This window comes from Micromonospora endolithica (assembly GCF_003626595.1).
In the GTDB taxonomy this organism is placed as follows: domain Bacteria; phylum Actinomycetota; class Actinomycetes; order Mycobacteriales; family Micromonosporaceae; genus Micromonospora; species Micromonospora endolithica.
Map to the genome: position 1 here is coordinate 145,531 of NZ_RBAK01000012.1, position 22,366 is coordinate 167,896.

Sequence of the window (22,366 nt, forward strand, 5' to 3'; positions counted from 1 at the left end):
AAGCGGGTCGTAAGTGTCGCGGCGCAGGGTGAGGCCATGGCGTACGCACCGGTGAACGGTCTGTCCATGTACCACGAGTGGCACGGCGACGGTCCCGGCCGACCGCTCGTGCTGCTGCACGGCGCCCTGTCCGGGATCGGCACCTCGTTCGGCGCGATCCTGCCGGCGCTGGCCGGCGGCCGGCGGGTGCTCGCGGTCGAGTTCCAGGCCCACGCGCACACCCCCGACGCGGACCGTCCGTTGACCGTCGACGGGTTCGCCGCCGACGTGGTCGCCCTGCTCGACCATCTCGACGTGGCGGTGGCGGACGTGTTCGGCTGGAGCATGGGCGCGGCGGTGGCGCTGCGCCTGGGCACCGACCATCCGCACCGCGTCGGCCGCCTGGTGCTGGCCTCGGTCGCCTTCGACGCCGGCGGCCTGCACCCGGGCCTGCTGGACGGCATCGCGCACCTGGAACCGGAGCACCTGCACGGCTCGGAGCTGCACGAGGAGTACCTGCGCACGGCCCCCGACCCGACCGGATGGCCGGCGCTGGTCGCGAAGATCAAGAAGTTGGACGCGGACCCGCCCCGGTGGCCCCCGTCGGCGATCCGGGCGCTGGTCGCGCCTACGCTGCTGGTCCTCGCCGACTCGGACATCGTCCGGCCGGAGCACGCGGTGGAGATGTTCCGGCTGCTCGGCGGCGGGGTGGTCGGTGACCTCACCGGCCTGCCGGCCAGCCGGCTGGCCGTCCTACCCGGCACCACCCACACGACCGTGCCGCAGCGGGCGGACTGGCTGGCCCCGATGATCGACGAGTTCCTCGACGGCTGACGAGCCCCGCCGCGCGGGCGGTCAGGGCTGGAAGCGGTACCCCATGCCGGGCTCGGTGATCAGGTGCCGCGGCCGGGCCGGGTCGTCCTCCAGCTTGCGGCGCAGCTGGGCCATGTACTGCCGCAGGTAGTTGGTCTCGTGCTGGTACTCCGGGCCCCACACGTCGTGCAGGAGCTGACGCTGGCTCACCAGCTTGCCGGGATGCCGGACCAGCTTCTCCAACACGCCCCACTGGGTCGGGGTCAGCTTGACCTCCGCACCGTCGTCCCGGGTGACCGTGTGCGCCGCCAGGTCGACGGTGTGGCGACCGACCCGGACGGAGGCGCCGGCCGCGTCGGCGGTCGCGCCGAGCCGGCGGGTCACCGCCCGGATCCGGGCCAGCAGCTCGTCCACCCCGAACGGTTTGGTCACGTAGTCGTCCGCCCCGGCGTCCAGGGCGGCCACCTTGTCCTCGCTGCCGGCGCGCCCGGAGAGCACGATGATCGGCACCGTCGTCCAGCCGCGCAGCCCCCGGATGACCTCGATGCCGTCGAGGTCCGGCAGGCCGAGGTCGAGCACCACCAGGTCGGGTGGGTGGCTGGCCGCCATCTTCAGCGCGGCGGCGCCGGTGGCGGCCACGTCGACGTCGTACCGGCGGGCCCGCAGGTTGATGTGCAACGCGCGCAGGATCTGGGGTTCGTCGTCGACGACGAGGATGCGGGTCACCGCTGCGGTCCTTCCGTCGCCCCGGTCCCGGTGGCGGCGGGCAGCCGCAGCACCATGGTCAGCCCGCCGCCGGGAGTGGTCTCCGGGGTGATGCTGCCACCCATCGCCTCGGCAAGGCCGCGGGACAGCGCGAGGCCGAGGCCGACGCCGGTCAGGTTGTCCCGGTCGCCCAGGCGTTGGAACGGCAGGAAGACGTGCTCCCACTGGTCCTCCGGGATGCCCGGCCCGGTGTCGATGATCCGCAGCTCGACCTGCCCGGCGTGGGCGCTCGCGGTGACGGTCGGGGGTTGCCCGGCGGGGCTGTGTCGCAACGCGTTGGCGACGATGTTCACCAGTACCCGTTCCAGCAGTCCGGGGTCGGCGATCGCGGCGGGCAGATCGGCGGGGATGTCGGTGGCCACGTCCGTGGCCAACTCACCCAACTCGTCCAACGCCCGCGGCACGGCGTCCTCCAGCCCGATGGTGGTGGGGTGCACCCCCAGCGCCCCCGCCTGCAACCGGCTCATGTCCAGCAGGTTCGCCACCAGGCGGGCGAGCCGGTCGAGCGACTCCTCCGCGGTGGCCAGCAGCTCCGCCCGGTCCGCGTCGTCGAACTCCACGTCGGGGCTGCGCAGGCTGGTGACCGCCGCCTTGGCCGAGGCGAGCGGCGTACGCAGGTCGTGGCTGACCGCGGCGAGCAGCGCGGTCCGCATGCGGTCGGCCTCGGCGAGCGGACGGGCCGTGGCGGCCTCCTCGGCGAGCCGTTCCTGGCGGAGCGCGACGGCGGCCTGCGCGGCGAACGCCTCGACGATGCGCCGGTCGGCGGCCTCCAACCGGCGTCCACAGAGCACGACGGTGAGCCGGTCGTCCACCGGCACCGACGTCTCGCCCCCGCCCGGGCTGCCCGCCGGCGTGTCACCGACGCTCGCCACCACCCGCCAGGCGCCCTCCTCCCGGGTCCGGCCGGGACGTCCCTCGGCCCCGCTGACCGACTCCAGCACGCTGACCGCCCGCAGCGCGAACGTCTCCCGCAGCCGGTCGAGCAGCGCCGGCAGCGGGCGTTCCCCACGCAGCACGCTGCCGGCGACGGTGGCCAGCGTCTGGGCGTCCGCCGAGGCGCGGGCCGCTTCCCGGGTGCGCCGGGCGGCGACGTCGACCACGCCACTCACCGCGACGGCCACCCCCACGAAGACCCCGAGGGCGAGCAGGTTGTCCGCCTCGGCGATGGTCAGCGTGCGGAACGGCGGGGTGAAGAACCAGTTCAGCAGCAGCGAGCCGCCGAGCGCGGCGACCAGCGCCGGCCACAGCCCACCGACCAGGGCCACGCCGACGACCGCGGCGAGGAAGAGCAGGATGTCGTTGATCAGGGTGAGGTCCGGCAGGGCCCGGAGCACCAGGGTGAGCAGCGGCATGCCCAGGACCGCGAGCGCGAAGCCGAGCAGCCTGCGCCGTCGGGACAGCGCTGCCGGCACGCCGCCGGCACGCCTACCCTGGCCGGCCGCCGGGTGGGTGACCAGGTGGACGTCGATCGGCCCGGAGAGCGCCGTGGTGGTGACACCGACGCCTCGGGAGAACAACTGCGCGAACCGCCCCCGCCGGCTCGCCCCCAGCACGAGCTGCGTGGCGTTCACCCCCCGCGCGAAGTCCAGCAACGCGGCCGGCACGTCGGTGCCGAGCACGTGGTGGTAGGTGCCCCCGAGGCTCTCCACCAGCACCCGCTGCCGGGCCAGCTGGGCCGGATCCGCGCCGGCCAGGCCGTCGCTGCGCGCCACGTGCACGGCCAGCAGGTCGGCGCCCTTGCTGCGGGCGGCGATCCGGGCCGCCCGGCGGATCAACGTCTCCCCCTCCGGGCCGCCGGTGAGCGCGACGACGACCCGTTCGCGGGCCTCCCAGGTGTCGGAGATCCCCTGCTGGGCCCGGTACGCGTCGAGCTGCTCGTCGACCTTGTCGGCGAGCCAGAGCAGCGCGAGTTCGCGCAGGGCGGTGAGGTTGCCGACCCGGAAGTAGTTGCCCAACGCGGCGTCGATCTTGTCCGGACGGTAGATGTTGCCGTGCGCCATCCGGCGGCGCAGCGCCTCCGGCGTCATGTCGACCAACTCGACCTGCTCGGCGGCGCGGACGATCTGGTCGGGCACGGTCTCCCGCTGGGTGGTGCCGGTGATCTGCGCGACGACGTCGTTGATCGACTCCAGGTGCTGCACGTTGACCGTGGACAGCACGCTGATCCCGGCGTCGAGCAGCTCGTGGACGTCCTGCCAGCGCTTGGAGTTGCGCGAGCCGGGCACGTTGGTGTGTGCCAGTTCGTCGACCACGGCCAGCTGGGGCCGCCGGGCCAGCAGCGCGTCCAGGTCCAACTCGGTGAACTCGGCGCCCCGGTGCACCAGCGTGCGCCGGGGCACCTGCTCCAGGTCGCCGACCATCGCGGCGGTGTGCGCCCGGCCGTGCGTCTCGACCAGACCGATCACCACGTCGGTGCCACGTTCGGCCCGCCGGTGGGCCTCCTCCAGCATCGCGTACGTCTTGCCGACGCCCGGCGCGGCACCCAGGTAGATCCGCAGCTCACCCCGCGCCATCCCCACCCCCTCCAGGAGAAAGGAAGGGCCCCCGGTTATCGCCTTCTGTATAGCAGGGGGCCCTTCTTAACACGTCAACGCGCCGGGAACTCCCGGTCCAGCGCCAGGTTGAGTTCCAGCACGTTCACCCCGGGCTCGCCCATGAACCCGAGCGACCGACCGGTGGTGTGCTCGGCGACCAGCCGCCGCACCGCCGCCGGGTCCGCTCCCCGCTCCCGGGCCACACGGGCGACCTGGATCTCGGCGTACGCCGGGGAGATGTGCGGGTCGAGGCCGCTGCCGCTGGCGGTGACCGCGTCGGCGGGTACGGCCGGCTCGGCGGGGGCGTCGCCCCGGACCGGGGTGACCACACCACCCTCGGCGACGTAGTCCGTGCCGGGCTGGGCCGGCTCCACCGGCACCCCCTCGTAGGTGGCGAGGAACGGGGTGGCCGGGGCGGCCTGGTTGACGCTGACCACCCGGGTGACCGGACCGGTCAGCCCGTCGGCGCGGAACACGGCGAGCACCGCGCCCACCCCGTCGGCGGTGCAGTAGGGGCGCCGCCCGTCGACCCCGTCCAGCCGCCCGACGGCCAGACTGCGCTGGCAGACCTGGGTGAGCAGGCTCTGCGCCGACTCCGCCGGGTCGGTGGCGAGGGTGTCGACCACGCTCTCCGGGCCGAGGTTGCTGGCGGCGGTGGCGGTGGGGTCGTACCCGTCGCCGGCCGCCGAGGGGCGGGACTGGAAGTAGCGCGGGACCGGGTTGCCGTCCGCGTCGGTGAAGGACTGGCCGATGAGGGCACTGCCGACGGTCCTGCCGTCGGCCGCGACGAACGACCCGTCCGCCCGGTCGGCGAGGCCGGGGATCCGGCCGACGACGACCAGGGCCAGTGGGTAGGCGATCCCGAGCAGCACGGTGAAGACGAGCAGCGCGCGCAGGGCGGCCAGGTGTTGGGCGAGCCAGGTGGGTAGGCGCATCACGAGATCCCTGGGATGAGCTGAATGAGCAGGTCGATGAGCTTGATGCCGACGAACGGCACCACGATGCCGCCGAGGCCGTAGACCAGCAGGTTGCGGCTGAGCAGCTTCGACGCCGACGCCGGTCGGTAGCGGACGCCCCGCAGCGCGAGCGGGATCAGCGCGACGATGACGATCGCGTTGAAGATGACCGCGGCGAGGATCGCCGACTCCGGGCTGGCCAGCCGCATCACGTTCAGCCGGTCCAGCGAGGGATAGATGCCGGCGAACATGGCCGGGATGATCGCGAAGTACTTGGCGATGTCGTTGGCGATGCTGAAGGTGGTCAGCGCGCCCCGGGTGATCAGCAACTGTTTGCCGATCTCCACGATCTCGATCAGCTTGGTCGGGTCGGAGTCGAGGTCCACCATGTTGCCGGCCTCCTTGGCGGCCGACGTGCCGGTGTTCATCGCCACGCCGACGTCGGCCTGGGCGAGCGCCGGGGCGTCGTTGGTGCCGTCGCCGGTCATCGCGACCAGCCGACCGCCCTCCTGCTCCTTGCGGATCAGGGCCAGCTTGTCCTCCGGGGTGGCCTCGGCGAGGAAGTCGTCCACCCCGGCCTCGTCGGCGATCGCCCTGGCGGTACGCGGGTTGTCCCCGGTGATCATCACGGTGCGGATGCCCATCGCGCGCATCTCGTCGAACCGTTCCCGCATGCCGGCCTTGACCACGTCCTTGAGGTGGATCACGCCGAGGGCGCGGGCCGGCTCCCCGTCGACGTGTTCGGCCACCACCAGCGGGGTGCCGCCGATGCCGCTGATCTCGTCGACGATCTGGCCGACCTGCTCGGTGGGGTGGCCACCGTTGTCGCGTACCCACTTCATCACCGCGGCGGCGGCCCCCTTGCGGATCCGGCGGGCACCGCCCTCGACGCCCTCGGCACCCAGGTCGACGCCGCTCATCCGGGTCTGCGCGGTGAACGGCACGAAGGTGGCGTGCGGGATCAGGCCCGGTTCGCGTTCCCGCAGGCCGAACTCGTTCTTGGCCAGCACCACGACCGAGCGGCCCTCCGGGGTCTCGTCGGCCAGGCTGGACAACTGGGCGGCGTCGGCGACGGACTCCGTCAGCACGCCCTGGACCGGGAGGAACTCGGCCGCCTGCCGGTTGCCCAGCGTGATGGTGCCGGTCTTGTCGAGCAGCAGGGTGTTGACGTCACCCGCCGCCTCGACGGCACGGCCGCTCACCGCCAGCACGTTGCGCTGGACGAGCCGGTCCATGCCGGCGATGCCGATCGCCGACAGCAGCGCGCCGATGGTGGTGGGGATCAGGCAGACCAGCAGGGAGACCAGGACGATCCCGGTGACCCCGGCGTCCCCGATCGCCTGCGTGTCCGGTGCGGCGGCCTGGTAGCCCATCGAGAAGATGGCGAGGGGCTGGAGGGTGACCACGGCCAGCAGGAAGATGATGGTGAGCGCGGAGAGCAGGATGTTCAGCGCGATCTCGTTCGGGGTCTTCTGCCGGTTGGCCCCCTCCACCAGGGCGATCATCCGGTCGATGAAGCTCTCGCCCGGCTTCTGGGTGATCTTCACGATGATCCGGTCGGAGAGGACCCGGGTACCGCCGGTTACCGCGCTGCGGTCGCCGCCGGACTCCCGGATGACCGGGGCGGACTCGCCGGTGATCGCCGACTCGTCGACGCTGGCGATGCCCTCGACCACGTCGCCGTCACCGGGGATGATGCCGCCGGCCTCGACCAGGACGACATCGCCCTGCCTGAGCTCAGGGGCCGGAACGGCCTGCTCCCGGTAGCCGTTGGCGGTGGCGCCGGGCGTCCAGCCCACCAGCCGGGTGGCGACGGTGTCCTTCTTGGCCTGGCGCAGCGTCGCCGCCTGGGCCTTGCCGCGCCCCTCGGCGACCGCCTCGGCGAGGTTGGCGAAGAGCACGGTGAGCCAGAGCCAGACGGTGATCGACCAGGCGAACACCGACGGGTCGGTCACCGCGAGCACGGTGGTGAAGAGCGCCCCGATCTCGACGATCAGCATGACCGGGTTGCGCCACAGGGTGCGCGGGTCGAGCTTGCGCAGGGCGTCGGGCAGGGATTTGATCAACTGGACGGGGTCGAGCAGGCCGCCGCCGACCCGGTCGCCCTGGGTGGCCGGGGTACCGGCGGTGGGCGCGTCGGCGGTGGCCAGGGGTGCGGTCATGTCCTTCTCTCTCATGCTTCTCACAGCCCTTCGGCCAGCGGGCCGAGCGCGAGCGCGGGCAGGAAGGTCAGCGCCACCAGGATCACCGTGACGCCGACGACCATCCCGACGAACAGCGGCCGGTGGGTCGGCAGGGTCCCCTCGGAGGCGGGGGTCGGTTGCTGGCGGGCCAGCGAGCCGGCCAGGGCGAGCACGAAGATGATCGGCAGGAACCGGCCGAGCAGCATGCACAGGCCCAGCGCGGTGTTCCACCACGGGGTGCTGACGGTGATGCCGGCGAAGGCCGAGCCGTTGTTGTTGCTCGCCGAGGTGAACGCGTACAGCACCTCGGAGAGGCCGTGCGGGCCGGCGTTGAGTGCGGTGGAGTTGTTGCCGGTGGCGAAGGCCGCCGCCGTCCCGGCCAGCACCAGCGCCGGGGTGACCAGGAAGTACAGCGAGGCGAACTTGATCTCCCGAGAGCCGATCTTCTTGCCCACGTACTCCGGGGTCCGGCCGACCATCAGACCGGCCACGAACACGGTGATCACGGCGAGGATCAGCAGGCCGTACAGGCCGGCGCCGACACCACCGGGGGCCACCTCACCGAACATCATGTTGACGATCGGCATCATCCCGCCCAGCGCGGTGTACGAGTCGTGGAAGGAGTTGACCGCGCCGGTCGAGGTGAGCGTGGTGGCGGCGGCGAAGGTGGCCGAGTTCGACACGTCGAACCGGACCTCCTTGCCCTCCAGCGCGGCGCCCACCGCCTGCGGCACCGTGCCGTCGCCGGCCAACTCGAAGACGTTGGTCAGCGCGATGCTGGCCACCGCCAGGATCGCCATCACCGCGACGATCGCGTAGCCCTGCCGGTTCTGCCCGACCATCCGGCCGAACACCCGGGGCAGGCTGAACGGGATCAGCAGGATCAGGAAGATCTCCAGCCAGTTCGTCCAGGTGGTCGGGTTCTCGAACGGGTGGGAGCTGTTGGCGTTGTAGAAGCCGCCACCGTTCGTGCCCAGTTCCTTGATCACCTCCTGGCTGGCCACCGGCCCGCCGGTGATGGTCTGGGTGCCGCCGGTCAGGGTGGTCACGTCGGTGCCCGCGGAGAGGTTCTGCACCACCCCGCCGGCCATCAGCACCACCGCGCCGAGCACCGCGATCGGCAGCAGGACGCGCAGCGTGATCCGCGTCAGGTCGACCCAGAAGTTGCCCAGCTCCCCGGTGCGGCTACGGGCGAAGCCCCGGACCAGCGCGACCGCGACCGCGATGCCGACGGCGGCGGAGACGAAGTTCTGCACGGCCAGCCCGGCCATCTGCACCAGGTGGCCCATGGTCGACTCACCCGAGTACCACTGCCAGTTGGTGTTGGTCACGAACGACACCGCGGTGTTCCACGCGCCGTGGCTGATCACCGGGTCGAAGCCGAGCGACAGCCACAGGTGGTTCTGCAGCCGCTGGAACGCGTACAGGAACAGGATCGAGACGGCGGAGAAGGCGAGCACGCCGCGGGCGTACACACCCCAGCTCTGCTCGGCGGCCGGGTTCACCCCGACCAGCCGGTACACGCCGCGCTCGACCCGGGAGTGCCGCGTTCCGGAGACCACCCGGTACAGGTGGTCGCCGAACGGCCGGTGGACGGCGACCAGCGCCACCACCAGCGAGAGGAGGAACAGCACGCCGGCTGTCGTCATGGTCATCAGAACCGCTCCGGGAACAGCAGGGCGACCACCAGGAAGACGGCCAGGCCGATCGCCAGCACCAGACCGACGGCGTTGACGGCGCTCACAGCTTCTCCACGCCTCTCACCAGCAGGGCGAGCGCCGCGAACAGCGCCACCGTCACCAGCACGAACACCACGTCAGACACGGCTGACTCCTCATCACGGAACGGATCGTCGCGACCGACATCCGGCCGCGCCGAGCAATTGCAGCGCCACTCCCGGCCGGCCGACAGGGTCCATAACGCGACCGTGACGGTGCCGGGCGATTTATTGACGCGGTTTTGACGGTTTCCCCTCGGCAGGTGATCCGGGCCACCCGGATGAGCCGGGAGCAGACCCGGTCAGGCGGCCCGCCGCGGGCCCCAGCAGGGCAGGATCGGCGGCAGATCGTCCAGCAGCGCGGACGATCCGCGCGGGACCACGGCTTCCGGCTCGTCGTCGGGCCGACCGCGCCCGTACTGGTCCGGCAGGTCGCCCCAGCCCCGGACGGGGGCCGGCGGAAGGGACGGGTCGACGGTGGGCGACTCCGGGGATCGCACCGTGCACAGGTGGGTCCAGTCCTGACCCAGGTCGAAGACGTACGCGAAGCGCTCCCCGACCCTCAACTGGTCCAGCCGGGCGGACCGCCCGTCCCGGGTGTTCCGGAAGGCCGGCCCCGCACGCCAGGACGCCCAGCTGACGTCCATCCCGGCGGGCAGCACGAACACGTGCAGATGCGCCCGGTCCCAGCGGCCGAAGGCGACGTCGACCGCGTCGGCCAGTTGGGCGAAGGTGTGCTGCCTATGCGCGGCGAAGACCCGGCCCGGGCGCGGCCACCAGTCCCGGCCGCGCCCGCTCACCAACTCCACCGAGATCGACAGCGCGGCGTCCGCGTCCGGTACGGCACCGGCCGGCGCACCCCGGCGCCGCACCGCCGGATCACGCCGCACGCGCGCCTCCGCTCGTCCCGTCCGGGGGCACCGGCCCACGATCCGGGTCGCCGGCCCCGGTCTCCCCCAGGACCGCCATCCGGTGGAAGCCCAGCCCGAGCACGGCGGCGAAGCCGATCACCGAGGCGAGGGCCCAGCCCTCCGCCGAGCCGGTGAGGTCACCGAAGCGGTTCACCAGGAATCCGACGAAGGTCGCCATCGCCAGCGCGGTCACCGCACCCACCGCGCGGAGATCCGCGACCCGGGCGGCGAACACGCCCACCACGATCGCCACCAGCAGCAGACGACCCGCCTGGTCGGCCGGCGGGAAGATCACCGTCGAGAGCACGGCGGCGCCGATCGTGGCGACCGCGCCCGCCGCGACGGTGACCGCGACCGGTGTCCGGCCCGGGTCTTGAGTGCAATCAGGTACGCCGGTCATGGCACGCCTCCGCGTCGATTCGGGTCCGTACGTGGACCCGGTCCGTGGCCAACACCAGCGCGTCGGCCACCTCGCGTCGAGGACTTTCACGGCGCCGCTACGCCTCCGGCGCGAATTTTGACGCCGCCGTGACGCGCACCGGGGGCCACCGCGCACCGGCCGACCGTCGGCGACACCGGCCGTCGGGACGGCTGGTTGCCGTCGGGCAAAGGTCGCGCTCGCGGGAAAAACCCGTAACCTGCCGGCATGGGGGAAGATCGACAGCCGCAGCGGGATCGCGCGTCTCCCCCGTCCGCCGGCCCGGAGGCCGCGGACCTGCTGGACGAGCCGTTCACCGCCGCGACCGTGACCGAGCTGCGGCACCTGCTCGCCGCCCACGTCGCTTCGTCGGGACTCACCGGCGATCCGGCGGACGACTTCGTCCTCGCCGTGCACGAGCTGGTCACCAACGCGGTGCGGCACGGCGGCGGGATCGGGCGCCTGCACCTCAGCCGTTGCGACGGGGTGCTGCGCTGCACGGTGACCGATTACGGCGCCGGGCAGGACGACGTGCCGGTGGACCTTCCGGACGCCGACGTACCCGGCGGCCGGGGTCTCTGGCTGGCCCACCACCTGACCGGGACGTTGGCACTGCGGCGGCGACCCGACGGCCTCGCCGCCACGGTCAGCGCCCACCTGCCCGCCGCACCTCCGGACGCCGGCACGGGTGTGGGCGCGACCCGTCGGGGGTAGCGAGAATCCAGCAGCCCGATCCGAGGAGGACGTCGTGACAGATCCGAGGTACGTGGCACCAGCGGTGGCGGCCCACCTGGTCGACGACGAAGGCACGCGCGCCGAGGGCGCCGGGCCGGTGGTCGGCGCGGACGACGCGGCGGCCGACGCCGCACGCGCGGGCGCGGACGTGGACCTGTCCGGGGCCGTCCGCGACGACGACGGTACGCCGGTGGGCGCGGCCGACGCCGAAGCCGACCGCCGCCGGGCCGCCGGCGAGGTCTGACCCCCGCACCCCACCCGACGCCGGCACCCACGCGGGTGCCGGCGTCCTGCGTGGGTACGCGGTCAGCCGTCCAGCCGGCGGACCATGTTCATGATCGTCTCCAGCTGGGCCCCGCCCTTGATCGGGTAGTTGGTCGCGCCGAGGTAGCCCCACCAGTCCCAGCAGCCGTTCGGGTTCACCGCCGACGTGGTGGCCTGCGGGTAGAGCACGATCAGCCGGTTGGTGTCCGCGTACTGGTTGAGGTTGGCGCGGTCGACGAACGCGGTGCCGACCTTGCCGGCGCCCTGGAGGCAGCCGTGCAGGGCGACGAGCAGGCGGCAGCTCTGCCCGGCCGCGCAGGACGACGGGACGTACGCGAAGCCGTTGGAGTCCATGCTCAGCCCGTTCGCCCAGCCGTTGACCGCGAAGGTGTTCTGGTTGAACCGGATCAGGGTGCCGCCGAGCGGACCGGTGTTCGGGGCGGCCACGCTGCCGAGGAGCTTGCGCAGGAAGGCGCCCTGCGGGTCGGTCCCGCAGTCGTTGAAATACGGCGACGCGGTGGCCGTGCAGCCGACCGTGCCGTACGGGGTCACCCAGCCGTGCCCGGCGGAGCTGCCCGAGTCGTACTGCACGCTGGCGCCGAAGTGCTGGTAGTAGCGGACCAGGTCGTCGTTGACCGACGCCTTCACGGTGTTGTCGCCGCGTCCGTGGAAGACGTACACCGGCCGGCCGGAGAGGTTGCCCACCGGATCGACCCAGCCGTACGACGCCCAGGTGCGGGTGTAGGTCTGCAGGGCCGCCAGGTTGGTCGGATAGATGTTGTCGCCGCAGCCGTAGAGCGCCTGCGCGATCACGTTCTGCGCGCAGTAGTACGGCCCGGCGGCGAAGATCGCGGCACCCCGGATCCGGGACGAGTACGCCACGTGCAACTGGGTGGCCATGTACCCGCCGGACGAGACGCCGGCGACGTACACCGCCGAGACGTCGTAGGTGCCGAGCGAGCCGGCGACCGGGGCGTTGGTGGACGGCGTCGCGGCGGACGCGGCCGAGGGCAGACAGAACAGGAGCAACAGGGCGGTGGCGACGGTGGTGGCGATTCTCAGCGGCGTTCTCATCGGTCTCTCCTGTCCGCGAGCGCCGGCGGGACGGTGCCGGCGTGCGGCGACGCTAACGTGACATGCACCACAGCGAATATCCGCCGGGCCACCACCTGAGCTCGGAACGACATGTCCACCGGACCCACCTGCCCTCCGCGGGCGGGTCGGCTGCCATCGGACAACCGACAACCGGCCCCGACGGGCGTGGCGGGCCTACCGAACGGGTACCACCCGACCATGGGCAAACTCACCACCTCGCCGCCGCCCCCACAGGCCACCGAGCTGCGGCGGTGGACGCTGTCGGAGGCCGCGGACCTGCGCGGTCTCCGGGCGTCCCTGCACGAGGAGCTGACCGGGAACGTGCTTCCCGAGGGCGGCTCGCTCGAGGAGGTGCCCGAGCTGATCGTGCTGATCGCCACCGAACTGGCCACCAACGCGCTGCGGCACGGCATCCCGCCCACGATCGTCCGGCTGCTCGCCACCGCCGACTGCCTCATCCTCGACGTGGCCGACCACGACCTGAGCACGATGCCGGACGTGGACGACTCCCGGCCCGAGGTGGCCGGGGGCCGGGGCCTCCAGATCGCCCGCGCGGTCTCCCTCGACGTCGGCTGGTACGCCACCGCGGAAACCAAGAACATCTGGGCGTCGTTCCCCCGGGCCTGACCTGCGCGAGCCCGGTCCGAGGTCGCTCCCGCTGCCGGCGGGGACCACGGCCTAGACTGGCCGCGTGAGGACCCTCGGATGACCGGTGACGACCGGCTGCCCGGCCATGTCTGCTGGGCGTACGACGACCAGCGGTCCTTCGCGGTGGAGGCGGAGCGTTTCCTCCTCGCCGGTCTCGCTGCCGGTGAGCGGGTCCGTTACGTGACGTCCGGCCCCGCCGACCGGGTGACCGATCACCTCGCCGGGCAGCCCGTCTTCGCCGCCGCCGTGGCCCGGGGCGCGGCCGAGGTCGTGTCGCTCGCCTCGACCTACCACCCCGGCGGCACCGTCGAGCCGGCCACCCAGATCGCCACCTACGCCGCGGCCACCGACGCGGCCCTGGCCGCAGGGCATACCGGGCTGCGCGTGGTCGCCGACGCTACGGACCTGGTCCGCACCCCGGCACAGCGGGAGCAGTTCGCCCGCTACGAGCACCGGATCGACCGCTGGATGCGCACCCGGCCGTTCCGGGCGATGTGTGCGTACAACCGGTTGGAGCTGGGCGGGCCGGCCGTGGCCGAGCTGGCGTGCCTGCATCCCGCCGGCAACATCGAGGACCCGCTGTTCCGGCTGTTCGCCGCCGCGCCCGGGGCCGGCGACGTGGAACTCACCGGCGAACTCGACACCGCCAACCGGCAGCTGTTCCGCACCGCGCTGGACCGCGCCGACCTGCGGCCGGTCGACGGCGAGCTGGTGGTCCGGGCGACCGCCCTGCGTTTCCTCGACCACCACGCGATGACCACCCTGAACGAGTACGCGCACCGCCGGGGCGCCACCGCCGTACTCCGGACGTCGCGGCCCGGCACCGCCCGGCTGGTGTCCCTGCTCGACCTCCGCACCCTCCGGGTGGAGGTGACCCGATGAGGACCGGCGCGGCCGCCCAGCACAAGGGCTACTACCACGAGGCCATCCGCTACGACAGCGACGAGGACCTGCTCGCCGTGGTCCTTCCGTTCCTGCTCGGTGGGGTCGAGGCGGGCGAGCCGACGTTCGTGGCGCTGGGCGAGCGCACCGGCGGGCTGGTGCGCTCGGCACTGCCCACCGGCTGCGGGGTGCGGTACCTCCCCGGCGGAGCGGTGTACGCCCGCCCGGCCGGCGCGATCCGCAGCTACCGGCAACTGCTGGCCGAGCAGGTCGCGGCCGGCGCGCACCAGATCCGGATCGTCGGTGAGTTGTCCCCGCCGATGTTCGGCGCGACCTGGGACTGGTGGGCCCGGTACGAGTCGGCGATCAACCACGCGTACGACGACTTCCCGCTCTGGAGCATGTGCGCGTACGACACCCGGCTGACCCCGGAGGCCGTGCTGACGGACGTGGCCCGGACCCATCCCCGGTTCGCCACCCCCGACGGCGGGCACATACCCAGCGCCACCTGGACGCCGCCGGAGACCTACCTGCGGGAGAACCGCCCGATCGTGCCCGACCCGATCCAGGCCGGCCCGCCGACCCTCGAACTGGTCGACCCGACCGCGTCCGAGGCGCGGGCCGCCGTCTACCGGGCCGACCGGGGCCGACTCCCGGCCGACGACGTCGACGACCTGGTGGTCGCGGTGAGCGAGACGGTCACCAACGCGCTGCGGCACGGGCGGCCACCGGTGCGCCTGCGGCTCTGGACGGGCGAGGACCGCGTCGTGGTCTCGGTCCGGGACGGCGGTCCAGGCCCGACCGACCCGTACGCCGGGCTGCTGCCCGCCGCCAACGGCTCGACGGGTGGGCTCGGCCTGTGGATCACCCACCAGTCGTGCAGTCACGTGGCCCTGCACCGGGAGCCGGACGGCTTCACCCTGCGGCTGATCGCCGGCAACCCGGACTGACCGCCCTGCCACCCGACGGTGGCGGCGGTCACGGAAGCGGGGCGGTCGGCGGTGCCGGGGGTACCGTCGGCGGGCGGGCCCCGGTGCGCCCTCACCTCATCAGCGGAAAGGGACGTGACCGTGGCGGACGTCGAGGACCTGATCGGCGACGCCCTGGCGGCGGTGCGGGGCACCGACGTACGCCTGGCGGAGCGGCAGCTGGACCGGCTGATGATCGCCGGTGGCGGGTCGGACGGTGGGACGGCGGTGGACGCCGCGCTGACCCGGAGAATGACCGCCGGCGTGGGCCGGACGGCTCCGCGCGGCTGGCAGCCGGCGGACCTGGCGCGGATCACGACCCGGCGGCTCGGCGGCGCGTCCGCCGGGCTGGTGGTGGACGCGCTGGCCGCGCACCGTCGCGACCTGCCCGAACCGGTGCCGGCGTGGTGGGACGCGCAGCTTCGCGATCTGGACGCGCGGGTGTGGTGGGACGGCGACCGGCACCTGACCGCCTGGTCGACCCGGCACGGCCTGGACCGGTTCTCCGCGCTGCGGGCGGCCGTGGAGGTGCTCGCGCTGGTCGAGGGGCTGCCGCCGATCGCGGTGCTCCGGCCCCCGCCCGGCGCGACCGCGACGAACCGCGCCGTGGTCGCGTCCGCCCGGCCCGCCGGTGGCTCGCGGATGCTCGACCGGGTACGGGCGCTGCTGGCCAAGGCCGAGTCGACCACGTTCCCCGCCGAGGCCGAGGCGCTCACCGGCAAGGCCCAGGAGCTGATGGCCCGGCACAGCATCGACCAGGCGCTGCTCGCCCCCGGCGCGGAACGCGGCGACCTGCCCGACGGGGTACGCCTCGGCACCGACCCCCCGTACGCGGGCGCGAAGGCGCTGCTGGTGCAGGAGGTCGCGGCGGCCAACCGCTGCGAGGCGGTCTGGTCCGACGACCTCGGGTTCACCACCGTGCTCGGCTGGCCGGCGGACCTGGCGGCGGTGGAGCTGCTCTACACGTCGCTGCTGGTCCAGGCCACCGCCGCGATGTTGCGGGGGCGGGGCGAGCGGCGGGGCGGCGGCGAGCGGCGGGGCGGCGGCCGGCGCACCAGGGGCTACGACGAGTCCTTCCTCAACGCGTTCGCGGTCCGCGTCGGGGAACGCCTGCGGTCGGCCAGCGACGAGGCGAGCCGGCAGGCGGTCGAGGAGGCCGGCACGGACCGGCTGTTGCCGGTGCTCGCCGCCCGCACCGAGGCGGTCCGGGAACACCTGGACACGCTCTTTCCCGGAGTCACCCGGGCCCGGCTCACCGTGCACGACGAGGAGGGCTGGTCGTCCGGCACCTCCGCCGCCGACCGGGCGTCGCTGAGTGCCGGCGCCGGGCCGCCCCGCCGGCAGGTCCGCGGCGGTCGCCGTACCTCCGGCTGACCCCCGCCCCGCACCCGAACCCCGCGGCTCGCGGCTCGCGGCAAGATCGACTCGGTGTCACTGAAGTCGGGGTGTCGAGGTGCGATTGTCAGCCCGACTTCAGTGACACCGAGTTGGTCTACCCGGCGGGCAACACCGCCGGGCAGTGGCTGCCCCGGGCCGGCACCCGCAGTGCGATCAGGTACCGGTCGACCGCCGTCTGCACGCAGGCACTGCGGGTGTAGCTGCCGTGCCCCCACCCGTCGTACGTGAGCAGCACCCCGCTTCGGCCGAGCTGCCGGGCCACGCCGGTCGCCCAGGCGTAGCCACTGGCCGGGTCGTGCCGCCCGTTGACCAGCAGCAGCGGCGTTGCGGTGCGGACCCGGAGCCGATGCTGCGGGTTCGCCACCGGAGCGGGCGTGCCGAGGCAGGTCGCCACCGCCGCGAGGGCCTGCGGGTAGCGCAGGTCGGGGGCGATCCGGGCGAGCCGGCGCAGGTGGCGGTCGTACTCGCGGTGGTCCCGGACCGGCAGGTGCCAGTCGGCGCAGAACACCGCGAACGGGTAGGTCGCCACGTCCCTCCCGTCGGCCGAAGCCCCGGTCGACGTCCCGGCTGACGTCCCGGTCGAGGTCCCGGCGGGTGGCGTCGTACCGCGCCGCATCGTGTCGATGTCTGCCGCCAGACCCGACCAGTCCGGGCCGTACAGCGCCCGCTGGGCCAGTCGGGACAGGTCGAACGGGGTCAGCAGCACGGCCGGCCGGTCCGGGTCCGACAGCTCGCCGTGCTCGGCGCGGGCGAACAGTCCGGCCCACACCGCCCGGACGTCGGAGCCGTGCAGGGCGCAGCTCGCCGCCCCGGCGCACCACGCGACGAACTCGTCGAACGCGTCCTGCACGGTGGCCGCCTGGGTGTCCAGGAAGGCCCGGGTGCCGAGGCTGTGGTCCATCACGCTCTCCAGCACGATCGCCCGGACCCGGTGCGGGAACTCCTCGGCGTACTGCGCTCCCAGCAGCGTCCCGTAGGAGCTGCCGTGGAAGGTCAACCGCGACTCGCCGAGGGCGGCGCGGAGCGCGTCCAGGTCCCGGGCTGTGCTGCGGGTGTCGACGTGGTCGACGATCGGTCCGGTCCGGGCCCGGCAGTCCGCGCGCAGCCGGGCGTTGCCGGCCAGCGTCCGGTCGAACTCCGCCCGGTCGGAGATGACCTTCGGCTGCGCGGCGAGCAACGCGGCGGAGCAGCGCACCGGGCTGCTCCGGCCGGTGCCGCGCGGGTCGAAGCTGACCACGTCGAAGTGCCGGCGCATCTCGGCGCTGAACCGGTCGTCCTTCCGTACCCGGTCGACGCCCGAGTCACCCGGCCCGCCCGGCCCGAACACCAGCGACCCGACACGGGCCGCCCGGTCGGTGGCCGTGCGGCGGGCCACGGCCAGGTCGAACCGCTGCCCCTCGGGGTGGTCCCAGTCGATCGGCAGCGAGAGGACGCCGCACTCGGCGCCGGGCGGGACGGGAGTCTGCTCGTCGGGCGGTGCGACGCACGGCGACCAGACGATCGCCGGGGCCGTCGGAGCCGGTCGGGGCGCGGCCGTCGCCGGCACGGCCGGGGCGGCGAGCGCGAGAACCACGCCGGCCGCCAGGACCCGGGGCGGGCGTGACCGGCGTCGCGCCGGGCCGCCCGCAGGGGCGGATTTGCTCGTACGCAGCACGGGATGCTGTCCTTTCCTCGAAGGAGCATTGCGGTGAGAACTCGCCCTCGGGCGAGGTGGTGCTGCTTCCACCCGGGCCGTCGAGTTGCAGCTCGACGGCCCGGGGCCTCCCTAGTCGACGTCCTTCAGGACGCGTTCCAGGGTCTCCAGTCGGGTCTCCATCACGCCCAGCCGGTTGTGGAGTGCCGCCAGTAGGTGGGCATTGCTCTCCTGCGCCTGCACGGCGGTCTGGGCCAGCCGCCGGTACTCGTCCTCCCGGGCCCCCGCGACCCGGGCCCGGCGGGTCTTGGCGAACTGCACGATGATCACGATAGGAAAACTGACCAGCAGCGTGAAGATGCCGATCGCCCCGACCACCTCGGTCCAGTCGTGGCCGTCCATGTAGGTCACTGCTGGCTCCCGTCGTCCGGCTCGTCGTCCGCGCCCACCGTCTCCCCGCCCACCGTCTCCGCCGCGGTGGCGACGGTCTCGGGGGTGAGCGTGAACGCGAACGGGTTCACCTCGTAGTACTTCATCGCCTTCCCGTCCTCCGACAACTCCAGGTGCGCCGACACCAGCCCGGCCGCCGCGAGTTTGCGCAGGTGGACCTGCACCAACGCCCGACTGATGCCCAGCTCACGCGCCAGCTGACTGACGTAGGCACGGCGACGGGCCAGCACGCCGACCACCCGGAGTCGGTGCGGATTGGCCAGCGTCGCCAGCACCCGCACGAGGTCGTCCCCGGTGACCGGCGGCTCGGCCGTCACAACTGCCCCTTGCACATGCTAAGAAAAGTTAGCGGGTAAGGCCGTCCGTCACAAGTGGATGGTCACCGGAACTTCGCGGTCCCGGCACCGATGAGTTCCGGTGCGCCCGGACGTCCACCCCGGCATGAGCACGGTGCGCTGTCAGATATCCATGTCCCTGGACGGCTTCGTGGCCGGCCCCGAGCAGAGCCTCGCGCACCCGGTCGGGCGCGGTGGCCTGCGCCTGCACGAGTGGATGTTCGCCGCCGACCGGTGGCGGGAGCAGCACGGCCTGGCCGGAGGCGAGCGCGGCGTGGACGCCGACGTGGTCGAGGAGATGACCCGGGACGTCGGCGCGTACGTCATGGGCCGCCGGATGTTCGGCGGCGGCGACGGCCCGTGGGACGAGACGTGGCAGGGCTGGTGGGGTGCCGATCCGCCGTTCCACACGCCGGTCCTGGTGCTCACGCACCACCCGCGGCCGCCGCTGCCGATGGCCGGCGGCACCGAGTTCCGGTTCGTCACCGAGGGGATCGCCGCGGCGCTCGATCAGGCGCGCGAGGCGGCCGGCGACCGGACGGTGGCGATCGCGGGCGGCGCGAGCACGGTCCGGCAGTACCTCGCCGCCGGCCTGGTCGACACCCTTGACCTGCACATCGTGCCGATCCTGCTGGGGGCCGGGGAACGACTGTTCGTCGACGTCGGCGAGCCCGACCTGGAACAGGTGCGGGTGATCGCCGGCCCGACGGTCACCCACGTGACCTACCGGGTGCGGCGCTGACGAGCGGCGGCCGGCGGGCGGGCACGGGGCCGCGCCGCGGTCGACGGGCGGGCCGGGCCGGTACGTGGCCGGGCGTGCGGCACGGGGCGCACGCCGGCGACGGTTCTCAGCGGCCCGGGGGGCCGCTCGGGGTCGGCACGGGGGCGGGCGGCGCGGCCGGCCCGTCCCCGCGGGCCTCGTGGCTGCCGAGCAGCAGCACGGCCAGGGCGAGCACGGCGGCGGCGCGCCGGGCCACGACGACGGACCGGGACACCGGTCACCCCCGTTCGGGTACCACGTTGTCCAGTTGGCACCGGGCGGGCCGGTCGACGCCACCGGGGCGCTGTCCTGGCAACGAGCGGACTCGTGGGCGGGACACGCGTCGCCGGGCCGACGTGGTCGGCCCGGCAACGCGCGTACGCGAAATCAGCTCTTGAAAGCGTCCTTGATCTTCTCGCCGGCCTGCTTCAGCTTGGAGGCGGCCTGGTCGTTGCGCCCCTCGGCCTCGAGCCGCTCGTTGTCGGTGGCGCGGCCCGCGCCCTCCTTGAGCTTGCCGGCGGCGTCTTCGGTCGCGTTATTGACCTTGTCGTCGAAACCCATGTCAACCTCCGGATCGTTGGTGCCGGTACACCCCTGATGTACCCCCGGGTGTCCCGGTCCAACCATCTGTGATCACCGAGAGTCAACCCCGGACCTCATCCGGCCGGGCGGAAGCCCCGCAGCCGGAGGCTGTTGGCCACCACGAAGACCGAGGAGAAGGCCATCGCGGCACCGGCGATCATCGGGTTGAGCAGGCCGGCGGCGGCCAGCGGCAGGGCTGCCACGTTGTAGGCGAAGGCCCAGAACAGGTTGCCCTTGATGATGCCCAGGGTGCGCCGGGAGAGCCGGATCGCGTCCACGGCCGCCATCAGGTCGCCCCGGACCAGGGTCAGGTCGGACGCCTCGATCGCCACGTCCGTACCGGTGCCCATGGCCAGTCCCAGGTCGGCCTGGGCGAGCGCGGCGGCGTCGTTGACCCCGTCGCCGACCATCGCCACCACCCGGCCCTCGCCCTGGAGCCGCTTCACCACCTCGACCTTGCCGGCCGGCAGCACCTCGGCGATCACCTCGGCGATGCCGACCTCGGCCGCCACCGCCCTGGCGACCGTGGTGTTGTCCCCGGTCAGCAGGACCGGGGTCAGCCCCAGCCCGCGCAACCGGGCCACCGCCGCCGCGCTCGTCGGCTTGACCGTGTCGGCCACCGCGAGCACGCCACGGGCCCGCCCGTCCCAGCCGGCCAGGATCGCCGTCCGTCCCGCGGCCTCCGCCGCGCTCGCCGCCCCGACGACCTCCTCCGGTACGTCCAGACCCCGCTCCCGCAGCAGCCGGACCCGCCCGACGACCACCTCGCGGCCCTCGACCGACCCGGCCACCCCGAGACCCTCGACGGCGGCGAACCCGGTCACCGGCGGCAGCGGGCCCGCCTCGGCCGCCGCGGTCGCGACCGCCTGGGCGATCGGGTGCTCCGACGCGGACTCCAGCGCGCCGGCCGTCCGGAGCAGGTCGGCCCGATCCTCGCCGGCCGCCGGCAGCACGTCCACCAGGCTCATCCGGCCGGTGGTGACGGTGCCGGTCTTGTCCAGCACCACGGTGTCCACCCGCCGGGTGGACTCCAACATCTCCGGACCCTTGATCAGGATGCCGAGCTGCGCGCCCCGACCGGTGCCGACCAGTAGCGCGGTCGGGGTGGCCAGGCCGAGGGCGCACGGGCAGGCGATGATCAGCACCGCCACGGCGGCGGTGAACGCGGCGGTCGGGCCCGCGCCGGTGCCGAGCCACCAGCCCAGGGTGCCCGCCGCGAGGGCGATCACGATCGGTACGAAGACACCGGAGATCCGGTCGGCCAGCCGCTGCACCGCCGCCTTGCCGGTCTGCGCCGCCTCGACCAGCCGGGCCATCTGGGCGAGCTGGGTGTCGCCGCCGATCCGGGTGGCGGTGACCACCAGCCGGCCACCGGCGTTCACCGTCGCACCGACCACGGCGTCTCCCGGCCCCACCTCGACCGGCACCGACTCGCCGGTCAGCATGCTGGCGTCCACCGCCGAGCTGCCCTCGGCGACCACCCCGTCGGTGGCGATCTTCTCGCCCGGGCGCACCACGAACCGGTCCCCCACCGCCAGCTGGTCGACCGGGATCCGGGTCTCGGTGCCGCCGCGCAGCACCGCGACGTCCTTCGCGCCCAGCTCCAGCAGGGCACGCAGGGCCGCCCCGGCGGTCCGCTTCGAGCGGGCCTCGAAGTAACGGCCGGCGAGGATGAACACGGTCACCCCGGCCGCCGCCTCCAGGTAGATGTTGCCGGCCCCGTCACCCCGGACGATGTCCAGCCGGAACGGGTGGGTCATCCCCGGCTCGCCGGCGGTGCCCAGGAACAACGCCCACAGCGACCAACCGAACGCGGCCAGGGTGCCGAGCGACACCAGCGTGTCCATCGTCGCGGCGCCGTGCCGCAGGTTGATCCACGCGGCCCGGTGGAACGGCAGACCGCCGTAGACCACGACCGGGGCGGCCAGGGTCAGCGACAGCCACTGCCAGAAGTCGAACTGCCACGCCGGCACCATGGCCAGCACGATCACCGGCACGGTCAGCAGGACCGAGACCCACAAGCGGGTACGCAGGCCGCGCAGCTCGTCGACCGGCTCGGCGGCCGGCTCCGCACCCGCCGGGGCGGGCGGCGGCGGCAGCACGGCGGTGTAACCGGTCTTCTCGACCGTGGCGATCAGGTCGCCCGGGGTGATCTCGTCGGCGTACCGGACGGTGGCCTTCTCGGTGGCGTAGTTGACCGAGGCGGTCACGCCGTCCATCCGGTTGAGCTTCTTCTCGATCCGGGCCGCGCAGGAGGCACAGGTCATGCCCCCGATCGACAACTCGATCAGGTTGGGGGCCGCCGGTAGCGGCCCACGCGTGGTGGTCATCGCGCGCTCC

Annotated in this window: 23 protein-coding genes; 8 read left to right on the forward strand and 15 right to left on the reverse strand. The window is 73.5% G+C overall.

Going from position 1 to position 22,366, the window contains the following annotated elements:
- Positions 1-36 precede the first annotated feature (36 nt).
- Positions 37-813 carry an alpha/beta fold hydrolase gene (locus D7223_RS25480; RefSeq protein WP_186832289.1) on the forward strand — a complete coding sequence of 259 codons (777 nt, stop codon included), beginning with the start codon at positions 37-39 and terminating at the stop codon, positions 811-813.
- A gap of 21 nt (positions 814-834) precedes the next feature.
- Here D7223_RS25480 and D7223_RS25485 read toward each other — a convergent pair whose 3' ends face one another.
- From D7223_RS25485 to D7223_RS25520, 8 genes are all read right to left on the reverse strand, one after another.
- Positions 835-1,518 carry a response regulator gene (locus tag D7223_RS25485; protein WP_120730976.1) on the reverse strand — a complete coding sequence of 228 codons (684 nt, stop codon included), beginning with the start codon at positions 1,516-1,518 and terminating at the stop codon, positions 835-837.
- Positions 1,515-4,070: a DUF4118 domain-containing protein gene (locus D7223_RS25490; protein ID WP_120730977.1), complete on the reverse strand. Its 2,556-nt coding sequence runs from the start codon at positions 4,068-4,070 to the stop codon at positions 1,515-1,517. The genes D7223_RS25485 and D7223_RS25490 overlap by 4 nt, the downstream gene beginning before the upstream one ends.
- Positions 4,071-4,144: 74 nt before the next feature.
- Positions 4,145-5,026: a potassium-transporting ATPase subunit C gene (locus D7223_RS25495; protein WP_120730978.1), complete on the reverse strand. Its 882-nt coding sequence runs from the start codon at positions 5,024-5,026 to the stop codon at positions 4,145-4,147.
- Positions 5,026-7,209 carry a potassium-transporting ATPase subunit KdpB gene (gene kdpB / locus D7223_RS25500; protein WP_120730979.1) on the reverse strand — a complete coding sequence of 728 codons (2,184 nt, stop codon included), beginning with the start codon at positions 7,207-7,209 and terminating at the stop codon, positions 5,026-5,028. The genes D7223_RS25495 and kdpB overlap by 1 nt, the downstream gene beginning before the upstream one ends.
- A gap of 20 nt (positions 7,210-7,229) precedes the next feature.
- Entirely contained in the window at positions 7,230-8,885 is a 1,656-nt protein-coding gene (gene kdpA, locus D7223_RS25505; RefSeq protein ID WP_120730980.1) for a potassium-transporting ATPase subunit KdpA, read from the reverse strand.
- Complete coding sequence (kdpF, locus tag D7223_RS25510) at positions 8,885-8,974, reverse strand: K(+)-transporting ATPase subunit F (RefSeq protein ID WP_074475088.1); 90 nt, start codon at positions 8,972-8,974, stop codon at positions 8,885-8,887. The genes kdpA and kdpF overlap by 1 nt, the downstream gene beginning before the upstream one ends.
- Before the next feature lie 275 nt (positions 8,975-9,249).
- Positions 9,250-9,837, reverse strand: a complete 588-nt coding sequence (locus tag D7223_RS25515) for a plasmid pRiA4b ORF-3 family protein (RefSeq protein WP_238162213.1) — start codon at positions 9,835-9,837, stop codon at positions 9,250-9,252.
- Positions 9,827-10,258 carry a hypothetical protein gene (locus D7223_RS25520; RefSeq protein ID WP_120730981.1) on the reverse strand — a complete coding sequence of 144 codons (432 nt, stop codon included), beginning with the start codon at positions 10,256-10,258 and terminating at the stop codon, positions 9,827-9,829. Before D7223_RS25520 ends, D7223_RS25515 begins: the two co-directional genes overlap by 11 nt.
- A gap of 246 nt (positions 10,259-10,504) precedes the next feature.
- Between D7223_RS25520 and D7223_RS25525 the strand changes: the two genes are divergently transcribed.
- Positions 10,505-10,990 carry an ATP-binding protein gene (locus tag D7223_RS25525; protein WP_120730982.1) on the forward strand — a complete coding sequence of 162 codons (486 nt, stop codon included), beginning with the start codon at positions 10,505-10,507 and terminating at the stop codon, positions 10,988-10,990.
- A 34-nt stretch (positions 10,991-11,024) separates the two neighbouring features.
- Positions 11,025-11,255, forward strand: a complete 231-nt coding sequence (locus D7223_RS25530) for a hypothetical protein (RefSeq protein ID WP_120730983.1) — start codon at positions 11,025-11,027, stop codon at positions 11,253-11,255.
- A 62-nt stretch (positions 11,256-11,317) separates the two neighbouring features.
- On the opposite strand, the gene D7223_RS25535 is transcribed toward D7223_RS25530, so the two are convergent.
- Positions 11,318-12,349, reverse strand: coding sequence for an extracellular catalytic domain type 2 short-chain-length polyhydroxyalkanoate depolymerase (locus D7223_RS25535; protein WP_120730984.1), 1,032 nt, complete (start codon positions 12,347-12,349; stop codon positions 11,318-11,320).
- A 219-nt stretch (positions 12,350-12,568) separates the two neighbouring features.
- Between D7223_RS25535 and D7223_RS25540 the strand changes: the two genes are divergently transcribed.
- The 4 genes from D7223_RS25540 (at position 12,569) to D7223_RS25555 (ending at position 16,242) form a co-directional block, all read left to right on the forward strand.
- Positions 12,569-12,997: an ATP-binding protein gene (locus tag D7223_RS25540; RefSeq protein WP_120731027.1), complete on the forward strand. Its 429-nt coding sequence runs from the start codon at positions 12,569-12,571 to the stop codon at positions 12,995-12,997.
- 78 nt (positions 12,998-13,075) lie between these two features.
- Entirely contained in the window at positions 13,076-13,900 is an 825-nt protein-coding gene (locus D7223_RS25545) for an MEDS domain-containing protein (protein WP_120730985.1), read from the forward strand.
- Positions 13,897-14,850 (forward strand): anti-sigma factor RsbA family regulatory protein, encoded by a 954-nt coding sequence (locus D7223_RS25550; RefSeq protein WP_120730986.1) that lies wholly within the window; start codon positions 13,897-13,899, stop codon positions 14,848-14,850. The genes D7223_RS25545 and D7223_RS25550 overlap by 4 nt, the downstream gene beginning before the upstream one ends.
- 120 nt (positions 14,851-14,970) lie before the next feature.
- Positions 14,971-16,242 carry a DUF2786 domain-containing protein gene (locus D7223_RS25555; RefSeq protein ID WP_120731028.1) on the forward strand — a complete coding sequence of 424 codons (1,272 nt, stop codon included), beginning with the start codon at positions 14,971-14,973 and terminating at the stop codon, positions 16,240-16,242.
- Positions 16,243-16,360: 118 nt separating this feature from the next.
- On the opposite strand, the gene D7223_RS25560 is transcribed toward D7223_RS25555, so the two are convergent.
- From D7223_RS25560 to D7223_RS25570, 3 genes are all read right to left on the reverse strand, one after another.
- A complete protein-coding gene (locus D7223_RS25560) occupies positions 16,361-17,920 on the reverse strand; it encodes an alpha/beta hydrolase (protein WP_238162214.1) in 1,560 nt (519 codons plus the stop codon).
- A 111-nt stretch (positions 17,921-18,031) separates the two neighbouring features.
- Positions 18,032-18,310, reverse strand: coding sequence for a hypothetical protein (locus D7223_RS25565; RefSeq protein WP_202864698.1), 279 nt, complete (start codon positions 18,308-18,310; stop codon positions 18,032-18,034).
- Entirely contained in the window at positions 18,307-18,666 is a 360-nt protein-coding gene (locus D7223_RS25570) for an ArsR/SmtB family transcription factor (protein ID WP_120730987.1), read from the reverse strand. Before D7223_RS25570 ends, D7223_RS25565 begins: the two co-directional genes overlap by 4 nt.
- A 100-nt stretch (positions 18,667-18,766) precedes the next feature.
- Between D7223_RS25570 and D7223_RS25575 the strand changes: the two genes are divergently transcribed.
- On the forward strand, positions 18,767-19,426 hold the full coding sequence (locus tag D7223_RS25575; protein ID WP_238162215.1) for a dihydrofolate reductase family protein: 660 nt from the start codon (positions 18,767-18,769) through the stop codon (positions 19,424-19,426).
- A 106-nt stretch (positions 19,427-19,532) separates the two neighbouring features.
- On the opposite strand, the gene D7223_RS33100 is transcribed toward D7223_RS25575, so the two are convergent.
- From D7223_RS33100 to D7223_RS25585, 3 genes are all read right to left on the reverse strand, one after another.
- Positions 19,533-19,679 (reverse strand): hypothetical protein, encoded by a 147-nt coding sequence (locus D7223_RS33100; protein ID WP_186832290.1) that lies wholly within the window; start codon positions 19,677-19,679, stop codon positions 19,533-19,535.
- Between the two features lie 152 nt (positions 19,680-19,831).
- Positions 19,832-20,005: a CsbD family protein gene (locus D7223_RS25580; RefSeq protein ID WP_120730988.1), complete on the reverse strand. Its 174-nt coding sequence runs from the start codon at positions 20,003-20,005 to the stop codon at positions 19,832-19,834.
- 95 nt (positions 20,006-20,100) lie between these two features.
- Positions 20,101-22,356 carry a heavy metal translocating P-type ATPase gene (locus D7223_RS25585; protein ID WP_120730989.1) on the reverse strand — a complete coding sequence of 752 codons (2,256 nt, stop codon included), beginning with the start codon at positions 22,354-22,356 and terminating at the stop codon, positions 20,101-20,103.
- Between the last annotated feature and the right edge of the window lie 10 nt (positions 22,357-22,366).

Excerpts from the sequence above, each read along its gene's own strand:
- D7223_RS25480 (WP_186832289.1), top strand. The coding sequence starts at position 37 with ATGGCGTACGCACCGGTGAACGGTCTGTCCATGTACCACGAGTGGCAC.
- D7223_RS25490 (WP_120730977.1), bottom strand. The coding sequence starts at position 4,070 with ATGGCGCGGGGTGAGCTGCGGATCTACCTGGGTGCCGCGCCGGGCGTC.
- D7223_RS25495 (WP_120730978.1), bottom strand. The coding sequence starts at position 5,026 with ATGCGCCTACCCACCTGGCTCGCCCAACACCTGGCCGCCCTGCGCGCG.
- kdpB (WP_120730979.1), bottom strand. The coding sequence starts at position 7,209 with ATGACCGCACCCCTGGCCACCGCCGACGCGCCCACCGCCGGTACCCCG.
- kdpA (WP_120730980.1), bottom strand. The coding sequence starts at position 8,885 with ATGACCATGACGACAGCCGGCGTGCTGTTCCTCCTCTCGCTGGTGGTG.
- D7223_RS25520 (WP_120730981.1), bottom strand. The coding sequence starts at position 10,258 with ATGACCGGCGTACCTGATTGCACTCAAGACCCGGGCCGGACACCGGTC.
- D7223_RS25525 (WP_120730982.1), top strand. The coding sequence starts at position 10,505 with ATGGGGGAAGATCGACAGCCGCAGCGGGATCGCGCGTCTCCCCCGTCC.
- D7223_RS25535 (WP_120730984.1), bottom strand. The coding sequence starts at position 12,349 with ATGAGAACGCCGCTGAGAATCGCCACCACCGTCGCCACCGCCCTGTTG.
- D7223_RS25540 (WP_120731027.1), top strand. The coding sequence starts at position 12,569 with ATGGGCAAACTCACCACCTCGCCGCCGCCCCCACAGGCCACCGAGCTG.
- D7223_RS25545 (WP_120730985.1), top strand. The coding sequence starts at position 13,076 with ATGACCGGTGACGACCGGCTGCCCGGCCATGTCTGCTGGGCGTACGAC.
- D7223_RS25550 (WP_120730986.1), top strand. The coding sequence starts at position 13,897 with ATGAGGACCGGCGCGGCCGCCCAGCACAAGGGCTACTACCACGAGGCC.
- D7223_RS25580 (WP_120730988.1), bottom strand. The coding sequence starts at position 20,005 with ATGGGTTTCGACGACAAGGTCAATAACGCGACCGAAGACGCCGCCGGC.
- D7223_RS25585 (WP_120730989.1), bottom strand. The coding sequence starts at position 22,356 with ATGACCACCACGCGTGGGCCGCTACCGGCGGCCCCCAACCTGATCGAG.